We start from the raw sequence: 3,914 nt of genomic DNA on the forward strand, positions 1-3,914 counted from the left end.
GGATCGGCCGCCACCAACTGCCGGAACAGGGCCACTGCCTCCTCTGCGGCCGCAACCGCCTCCCGACGCCGCCCCACCTCACCCAACCGGCCCCCGAGTTTGCGCTGCGCGATGGCGATCTCGGTGTCGCTGGCAGCTTGCCGGCGACGTTGCTCCGCAGCGGCCAATGCAGCGTGCGGGAGGATTCCGCTCCGTAGCGGGATCATCTCCTCCAGCGTGGCTGACTCCATGTATGTGAGATCCGTGTTCGTGATCGCCGTGGCTAGGGCGGTGTCGACCGGGCCGGCTCCGTAGCGAGCCATGGTGAGGGCGAGCGGTAGGTACGTTTTGGGGTCGGTGTTGATGACGGCGATCAGCCCGGCGGCCGCCTCTGGGGTGTGGTGGGTGGCACGGATGAGGCGCCTGACCAGCTGTGTAGAGGCATCGGTGGCGGGAGGAGATGCTGTGGTCATGGCGGGGACCTTCCTCTCAGGTGGTGAGAGCGGCAGCGGCGAGGGCAGCGGGCAGGCCAGGGTGAGCGGTCACGCACAGAGCTGCGTAGCGATCGGCCAGGTAGGCCGGCAGGTGTGGATCGAGCCATTGGCCTCTGCGCTGGGCGTAGAGCTGGTGGAGCCATAGGGCGAGCTCAGTGAGGTGTTCGGTGCTGCTGTTCAGTAGACCGGGCAGGTGAGCCAGGCGCCGGGCCGCTTGGTCCATGTTGTCGGCGCCGACGAGCGTGGCGGCGGTGATCGCGCGTTGCAGGACCGGCAAGCTCAGGGTGATGGCTGGTTGCTGCTCTGCGGCGTTGGTGAGCCACCATGCTTCTTCTGTCATGAACAGCTGGCGTAGTGCGGTGGTGAGGTCGACCGGTCCCGTCAGGCCGTTGTAGGCGGTGATGGCGGCTGCTGCATGGAGTTCCGCGATCGAGATCGCAGTAGTAGTGCTGCTCAGTGAGGCGACGGGTACGGGCCGCTCAAAGTAGCGGGCATAGTGCCTGACCGCACCCTGGAATTGCCCGTTCTGATCCGCAGCGCCGGCGAGGGAGGAGGTGAGGACAGTGCGGCCGGCCGGGGTGAGGAGTGCTTGGTCGGTGGGATCCATGGCTTCGCGGATCCTTGACCACCAGGAGGCGAACTCCCTTCCGCACAAGACGACTTTGACCCGTCCCGCGGGGACCTGCGCCAGCCTAACCAACATGCCGGCAAGATCATCTTGCTGCCGTGGTGAGGCATCTACGTCATCAACGACCAGCACCACACGGCCGGGGCGGGCCACCGCAGCCTCGGCAGCAGCGAGGGCCCGGCCATGCCTCACCCAACCGCACTCGAAGTGCTCTTCGGTCAGCTGTTCCACTGCCTTGATCAGCAGCCGGGTCTTACCGCTACCCGCGCCGCCCGAGACCTGCCACAACCGCTTCTCACTGGGTCCGCGACACCAGTCCACCAGGCTCAGCAGCTGAGGCCGACGCAGCGGAGAGAAGGGAACGACTCGCTCATCCGGATTCAGACCGCGAAAGACACTGCCTGCATGAGCAGCAGGGCGGGGCCCAGTCACCGCTGCCGGACCGGCCAGCACCGCACTCTCCCATGCCGCATCCGCATGCGCCAGCTCCTGCCGTCCCTCCCACCGCGCCGCTCCGTACAACGCGAGCAGACTCGCACCTCCGCCAAGTCCTGCGGCCACCGGCGGCGACACGAAATTCGCCAATGCCGCCCCCGCCCCGGACCCCGCGCCTAGACCACCGGCGACCAACAACGAACGCACCTTCGACCATCGCACAGCGCCCCCCGAGCCGTATCCAGCACCGCCCCCGCGCAGCCTCGCCCTGGAGAACCTCGGCTATCGGCTACGGCTGGTGAACCAAGTGTCGTCGCCTAGAGCAGGGAAATTCACCGCTTCCTCCTAATTGCCGACCGTGCCGACTTCTGAGCCTCTCGGCCGGAGGTGGCAAACGGACAGATCAACAGCGCATAACCCGAGTGGGACGGGTTCCGGGCTCAGTTCTCCATGGATGCGGGACGAGTCGCGCTGTACTCACGACGGGGAACCAACCTGGCACCGGCATTCCCGGAGATGGTGTCCGGGAGCGGGCAGCTGCCGGATGCGACGGCGCTGGATGGCGTCATGTGACCTGTACCGGTGCCTCAGACTCCGGATGTCTCAGGCAGCGCTGAGACGCGATGCGTTCGCCACCGATGGTTCGGGAGCCGAAAGAGTAATAGGGCCGCAGCCGTCTGCGCGGCACAGATAACCTGCGCCAATGAAGCGGATTCAGCGGGCCGCCGGCGTGATCGTCGGCTCAGCGGTGGGTGACGCGCTGGGTGGCCCCTTCGAGTTCGGTCCCCAGGGAGCGTTCTCCGCGCGGTTTCCCGCGCCTGGTGCCGGTGACGAGATGTGCGGAGGCGGTGGCTGGGACCCCGGCGAGGCGACCGACGACACGCAGATGGCCATCCTGGTCGCGGAGTCGCTGCTGGAGCGGGGCGGACTGGAATTGCCGGACATCTTCGCCCGCTTCCAGCGGTGGGCAGCGTCAGAACCGAAGGACATCGGCTTGCAGACCGAAGACGTCCTGACCAACGGCATGCCCTGGGATCTCGCCGCCGCGATCCATTTCCAGGCCAACCAGCGAGCAGCGGGAAACGGCTCCTTGATGCGGGCATCGACCTCCGCGGTCCACTTCGCTGCCGCCGGCCAGGAAGCCACCATGGACGCGGCCCGCCGGATCGCTGCCCTGACCCACGGTGACCGCGCGGCCTGGGAAGGCACCGCAATCTTCCACGAACTCATGCGCGTCATGTTTGAGGACACCGACCCCCTCGCCGCGCTCCCGGACATCCTGGCTCATGTCCACCCCGACCACCGCGGCCGTTACGCCACCGTCCTCGCGCCTGACTGGCACCCCGATCAGGCGACAGAGTTCAACGGTGCCGTCTGGCCCTGCCTGGGCTCCGCCGTCTGGGCCCTACGCACCACCGCCAGCTTCGAAGACGCGATACGCGCGGCGATCGACCTCGGCGGTGACACGGACACCGTCGCCGCGGTGACCGGAGGTCTCGCGGGGGCGTACTACGGGCTGGATGCAATCCCCGCCCGCTGGACCCAGCCGCTCCATGTCCCCCTCCCAGGATTCGACGGACGGGTGCTGCACCTGGCAGATCTGCTCCACCTTGCACACCGCCTCGGAGGCTGAACCGGGTCCTGCTTCGCGACGGCACCTTCTACGAACTCCAGCCCTCAGCCGTAGTCACCTGACCAGCGGCTCCGCAGGGAGGACAACTCGATCAGCTTCGACATCGAAGCCGAGCACCGGATGGCCATAGGCACCCTCCGGATCCATCAGCACCGGCTTGCCCAATCGCCGCCCGATCTCACGCAAGAAGCCACAAAACACATCAAGTCGCTCCTGCCCTTGCAACTCCCGCAGACGAGCGCATCAAGGGTGTCCCGGCATGAACAGCCCACTGCCGCCGTTCAAGCACAAGGCGAGGTGGCCACATACGGGGCCTGTAGCCATGCCAAACGCGACGGCGGCCCGCTCCCGGGTAGGAGCCGGGCTGCCGTGGTCGTGCTGGTCAGCGAGTGACGCCCTCCGGCCACAGCACACGCACAGGGACGCCGGTCCGGTGGGCATAGTCCACGACGTCCGCCGTCCCGCCGTACGCCCACGCCGGTTTCCCATCCCACACAGCTAGAAGCTCATCCACCAGGCCCACGAGGATTCCAGACCCCGCCTGGTGCGCCTCCGACGTGGACTCGATCAGCCTGGTCTCGTGAACGTCGGCCCCGTGGCTCACGAGGCGGTCGTAGACGGGGTGATGCCAGTCGGGCAGGCCCTCGCGATACTTGGCAGCCGGGATGACGACCTCGATGCGTCCGCCGACGGACAGCACCGCTTCCGCGAACCAGGAGTCGGGACCGTCGGCGATGCACGAGAC

General features: G+C 67.4%; 4 protein-coding genes and 1 pseudogene. 1 reads left to right on the forward strand and 4 read right to left on the reverse strand.

The features are described 5' to 3' along the window. Positions 1-452, reverse strand: a 452-nt coding sequence (locus ABZ471_RS47935; RefSeq protein WP_359075454.1) for a hypothetical protein, incomplete at its 3' end; no start/stop codon positions are given. A 16-nt stretch (positions 453-468) separates the two neighbouring features. Beyond that, the gene (locus ABZ471_RS47940) at positions 469-1,389 is read right to left on the reverse strand and encodes a hypothetical protein (RefSeq protein ID WP_359075455.1); all 921 of its coding nucleotides are present in this window, start codon (positions 1,387-1,389) and stop codon (positions 469-471) included. 850 nt (positions 1,390-2,239) lie between these two features. Here ABZ471_RS47940 and ABZ471_RS47945 point away from each other — a divergent pair. Then, the gene (locus ABZ471_RS47945) at positions 2,240-3,169 is read left to right on the forward strand and encodes an ADP-ribosylglycohydrolase family protein (RefSeq protein ID WP_359075456.1); all 930 of its coding nucleotides are present in this window, start codon (positions 2,240-2,242) and stop codon (positions 3,167-3,169) included. Positions 3,170-3,223: 54 nt separating this feature from the next. Here ABZ471_RS47945 and ABZ471_RS47950 read toward each other — a convergent pair. Together ABZ471_RS47950 and ABZ471_RS47955 are read right to left on the reverse strand one after the other, a co-directional pair. Further along, positions 3,224-3,403: pseudogene (locus ABZ471_RS47950) on the reverse strand (hypothetical protein); the annotation flags it as partial. Between the two features lie 148 nt (positions 3,404-3,551). Beyond that, a partial coding sequence (locus ABZ471_RS47955; RefSeq protein WP_359075457.1) for a hypothetical protein occupies positions 3,552-3,914 on the reverse strand: 363 nt, incomplete at its 5' end.

It is taken from the genome of Streptomyces sp. NPDC005728 (assembly GCF_040630895.1).
Classification (GTDB): Bacteria; Actinomycetota; Actinomycetes; order Streptomycetales; family Streptomycetaceae; genus Streptomyces.